The sequence below is a fragment of the Pseudonocardia sp. genome, from assembly GCF_025965585.1.
Taxonomy (GTDB): Bacteria; Actinomycetota; Actinomycetes; order Mycobacteriales; family Pseudonocardiaceae; genus Pseudonocardia.
The window spans coordinates 1-4400 of the sequence record NZ_JAOPWR010000252.1; the positions used below are offsets into that span (position 1 = coordinate 1).

The window sequence follows — 4400 nt, forward strand, 5'->3', positions numbered from 1 at the left end:
GCGTGCGCGATCGCCTCCAGTGCCGCGTCCAGGGCGAGGTCGACACCGCCGCGGCCGAGCTTGCGCCCGACCTCCGACTGCCCGATCCCGGTGATGACGACCTTGTCGTCGACGAAGCTCATGACGCGTGCCCTCCGGTGCTCGTGGGCCGGAACACCGGGACCCACACGTCGTCGTGGTGCTCGAACTCGACCTCGACCTCCATCCCGAACCGCACGTCCGCCGGGTCGCAGTCGACGATCTGCGTGGTCAGCCGGGTGTCCGGCTCCTCCGCCAGCTCGACGAGCCCGACGACGTACGGCACGGGGAACGCCTCGCCGAACCACGGGTGGTGGTTGACCGTGTAGCTGACCAGCGTCGCGCGCCCGGAGACGGCCTCCGGGGCGACGTCGCGGCTCCGGCACCGGAAGCAGGCCGGGGCCGGTGGATGGAACCAGCGGGAGCAGGCGTGGCAGCGGTGGATCCACAGCTCGCGCTCGGCGCCCCCGGTCCAGAACGCCGCGGAGTCCGCCGTGACCTCCGGCAGCATGCGGAAAGCGGGTCGCGTCATCGGCCATCCCTTCTCGGACCCGGCATCGACGCCGGACCAACACTTCGTCAGAAACCTATCCGTCGGGTCGCCCCTCGACAACGTCCGGCCAGCATTGAGGCCCAGACCCAAAGTTGAACGCAGTTGTCAGAACTCGCCGCGCGGACCTACACTCCGGAGACCGGCGGCGAGGCACGGTCCTGGGTCCGCCCCGCCGGACGTCATCTGCGAGGAGCCACCATGCCCGAAGCCGTCGTCGTCTCCGCGTGCCGCACCGCCATCGGCACCTTCCGCAAGGGGACACTGGCCGACACCAGCGCGTTCGACCTGGCCCACACCGTCGTCGAGGCGGCGGTGAAGCGCAGCGGCCTGGCCGCGGGCGACGTCGACGACCTCGTCCTCGGCGAGGCCATGTACGGCGGCGGGGACATCGCGCGGCACGCCGCGGTCACCGCCGGCCTGGTCGACGTCCCCGGCGTCGCGCTCAACCGGCACTGCGCCTCCGGGCTCACCGCCGTCGCCATGGGCGCGGGCAGCATCCGCGCCGGGATGGACGACGTGGTGATCGCGGGCGGCGTCGAGGCCCGCTCCACCGCGCCGATCTCGCGCTTCCGGCAGCCCGGCACGGACACCTGGGACGAGAACTGGATGTCCCCCAGCCACCCGGACCGGGCAGACGCGCCGAACAAGGACATGTCGATCACCGTCGGCTGGAACGCCGCCCAGTCGGCGAACGTCACCCGCGAGGAGATGGACGCCTGGGCGTACCGCTCCCACCAGCGCGCCGTCGGGGCCATCGACGAGGGCCGGTTCACCGACGAGATCGTGCCGATGAAGGTCCGTCGGGCCGACGGCACCGAGACCGTCTTCGAGGTCGACGAGCACCCGCGCCGGGACACCACGCTGGAGCGCCTGGCCGGGCTGAAGGTCCTGCACCCCGAGATCGACGGCTTCAGCATCACCGCCGGCAACAGCTCCGGCATCAACGACGCGGCCGCTGCGGTCACGCTGACCTCGGACCGCGCTGCTGCCGAGCGCGCGCTCACCCCGCTCGCCGTCGTCCGTTCCTGGGCGTCCGTGGGCGTCGATCCCGCGGAGACGGGACTGGCCCCGGTCCGCGCGATCCCGAAGGCGCTGCGCCGGGCCGGGCTGACCGTCGCCGACGTCGACCTCTTCGAGATCAACGAGGCCTTCGCCGCGATGTGCGTGGCCACCACCCGCATCCTCGACATCGACGAGGAGATCGTCAACGTCAGCGGCAGCGGGTGCAGCCTCGGCCACCCGGTCGCGGCCACCGGTGCCCGGATGGTCACCACGCTCGTCCACGAGCTGCGCCGCCGGGGCGGCGGCATCGCCGTCGCCGCGATGTGCGCGGGAGGCGGGATGGGCTCGGCGATGGTGCTGGAGGTGGCCGCGCCGTGACCACTCCCGCCTCCACTCCGACGAGCACCGACGCGCCGGTGCTCGTCGAGCGCCGTGGCGCCGTCACCGTCGTGACGATCAACCGCCCGCACGCCGCCAACTCCCTCGACGGCCCGACGATGTCCGGCCTCGGCCGCGCGTTCGCCGAGGCCGAGTCGGACGACGCCGTCTCGGTGGTCGTGCTCACCGCCGCCGGGGACCGCATCTTCTGCGCCGGGATGGACCTCAAGGCGTTCCTCGCGGGCGGGATGGAGGTCGACGGGCCCGGGCTCGACGTGCTCACCGGGCGCGTCTACCCGAAGCCGGTCGTCGCCGCGGTCAACGGCACCGCGGTCGGGGGCGGCCTGGAGCTCGCCCTGGCCTGTGACCTGCTCGTCGTCTCGGAGAAGGCGAGGTTCGGCCTGCCCGAGGTGTCCCGCGGGCTGATCGCCGCCGGTGGCGGCACCCGGCTCCCCCGCCGGATCCCGCTCGCGCACGCCCTGGAGCTCGGCCTCACCGGAGAGCTGGTCGACGCCGAACGCGTGCGCGAGATGGGCCTGGTCAACCGGGTCGTGCCCGCAGCGGAAGTGCTGCCGAGCGCCCTGGCCCTCGCCGAGCGCATCACCGCCAACGGTCCGCTGGCCCTGCGCGTCACCAAGGAGCTCATGTACGCCGAGATCGGCGACCCGGACCGCGACGCCCTCGCCGCGGCGGTCAAGCCGGTCTTCGACAGCGACGACGCCCGCGAGGGGGCCCGCGCCTTCGCCGAGAAGCGGGCGCCCCACTGGACCGGACACTGATCCACGCCCACCCGATCGAGTCGAGTCGAGTCGCAGGAGACACGCACATGCACCTCGGGATGCTCCTCGAGATGGCCGTCGACGGCATGGCCGAGCGCGTGGCGCTCGGGTCCCGCGCGGACGGCCTGACCTTCGCCGAGTTCGGTGCCCGAGCCCGGCGGGTCGGCGCGCTGCTCGCGGCGCAGGAGGGCGAGCGGGTCGGGCTGGTCGACCTCAACTCCGACGCCGTCCCGCTGACCCTGTTCGGCGCCGCGCTGGCCGGCAAGCCCTACGTGCCGGTCAACTACCGGCTCACCGACGCCCAGCTCGGCGAGATCGTGCGCCGCATGGCTCCCGCCACCGTGATCGTCGGGGAGGGCGTCGCGGAGCGGATCGGGCCCGTCGAGGGCATCACGCTGCTGCAGCGCAAGGAGCTCCTCGACGTCGCCGAGGACCCGAACGCCCCGCAGGCCGACGGTATGGACGGCGACCCGGACGACATCGCGGTCCTGCTGTTCACCAGCGGCACGACGGGTGAGCCCAAGGCGGCGGTCCTGCGGCACCGCAACCTGACCGCGTACGTCCTCTCGTCGGTGGAGTACGGCGGCTCCGCCGAGGACGACGCCGCGCTGGTCAGCGTGCCGCCGTACCACATCGCCGGGGTGTCCGCGGTGCTGTCGAACACCTACTCCGGACGCCGCGTGCTGCGGATGGAGTCGTTCGACCCGCGCGGCTGGGTGGAGCTCGCCCGGGCCGAGGACGTCACGCACGCGATGGTCGTGCCGACGATGCTCAACCGGATCCTGGACGTCGTCGAGGCGGACGTCGCGACGGGTGGCGTCGGCCTGCCGTCGCTGCGGTCGCTGTCCTACGGCGGGGGCCCCATGCCCGCCGCGGTGATCGAGCGGGCGCTGCGCGTCCTGCCCGAGGTCGGCTTCGTCAACGCCTACGGCCTGACCGAGACCTCCAGCACGATCGCGGTGCTCGGACCCGAGGACCACCGCGCGGCGTTCGCGTCCGACGACCCCGCCGTCCGCGCCCGGCTCGGCTCGGTCGGGCAGCCCCTCCCGTCGCTCGAGGTCTCCGTCCGGGACGTCGACGGCCTCGAGGTCGGCCCCGGGACCCGCGGCGAGATCTGGGTCCGCGGGGAGCAGGTGTCCGGGGAGTACCTGAGCCACCGCGGCACCGACGCGGACGGCTGGTTCACCACCCGGGACGCCGGGATGCTCGACGACGAGGGGTACCTGTTCGTCTACGGGCGCCTCGACGACGTGATCGTCCGCGGCGGGGAGAACCTCTCCCCCGGCGAGATCGAGTCCGTCCTGCTCGAACACCCCGCCGTCGCCGAGGCCGCCGTGTTCGGCGTGCCGGACCGGGAGTGGGGCGAGAAGGTCGTCGCCGCCGTCGTGCTCGAGCCCGGGGCCGAGGCGACGGAGCTCGCGCTACAGGCTCACGTCCGGGCGCGGCTGCGGTCCACCCGGACGCCCGAGCACATCCAGCTGCGGGCAACGCTGCCCCACACGGAGACCGGGAAGCTGCTGCGCCGGACGCTGCGGCGCGAGCTGAGCGCGGTGCTCGGCGCCGACGGTGGCTGAGAGCGGCGGCGCCGGCCCGCTCGGCGGCGTCCGCGTCGTCGAGCTGGCCGGGATGGGCCCCGGCCCGCACGCCGCGCTGCTCCTGGCCGACCTGGG

Annotated in this window: 4 protein-coding genes; 3 read left to right on the plus strand and 1 reads right to left on the minus strand. The window is 73.7% G+C overall.

Translation table 11 applies throughout. The annotated features are described in order from the left end of the window. Positions 1-118 precede the first annotated feature (118 nt). Positions 119-550 carry an OB-fold domain-containing protein gene (locus JWR81_RS16355; protein ID WP_297652736.1) on the minus strand — a complete coding sequence of 144 codons (432 nt, stop codon included), beginning with the start codon at positions 548-550 and terminating at the stop codon, positions 119-121. 219 nt (positions 551-769) lie between these two features. Here JWR81_RS16355 and JWR81_RS16360 point away from each other — a divergent pair, with 219 nt between their 5' ends. The 3 genes from JWR81_RS16360 to JWR81_RS16370 are packed head-to-tail and all read left to right on the plus strand — an operon-like array spanning position 770 to position 4304. Continuing rightward, positions 770-1951, plus strand: a complete 1182-nt coding sequence (locus JWR81_RS16360) for a thiolase family protein (RefSeq protein WP_297652739.1) — start codon at positions 770-772, stop codon at positions 1949-1951. Beyond that, entirely contained in the window at positions 1948-2730 is a 783-nt protein-coding gene (locus tag JWR81_RS16365) for an enoyl-CoA hydratase-related protein (RefSeq protein WP_297652742.1), read from the plus strand. Before JWR81_RS16360 ends, JWR81_RS16365 begins: the two co-directional genes overlap by 4 nt. A 47-nt stretch (positions 2731-2777) precedes the next feature. Continuing rightward, positions 2778-4304: a class I adenylate-forming enzyme family protein gene (locus JWR81_RS16370; protein ID WP_297652746.1), complete on the plus strand. Its 1527-nt coding sequence runs from the start codon at positions 2778-2780 to the stop codon at positions 4302-4304. The last annotated feature ends 96 nt before the right edge of the window (positions 4305-4400 follow it).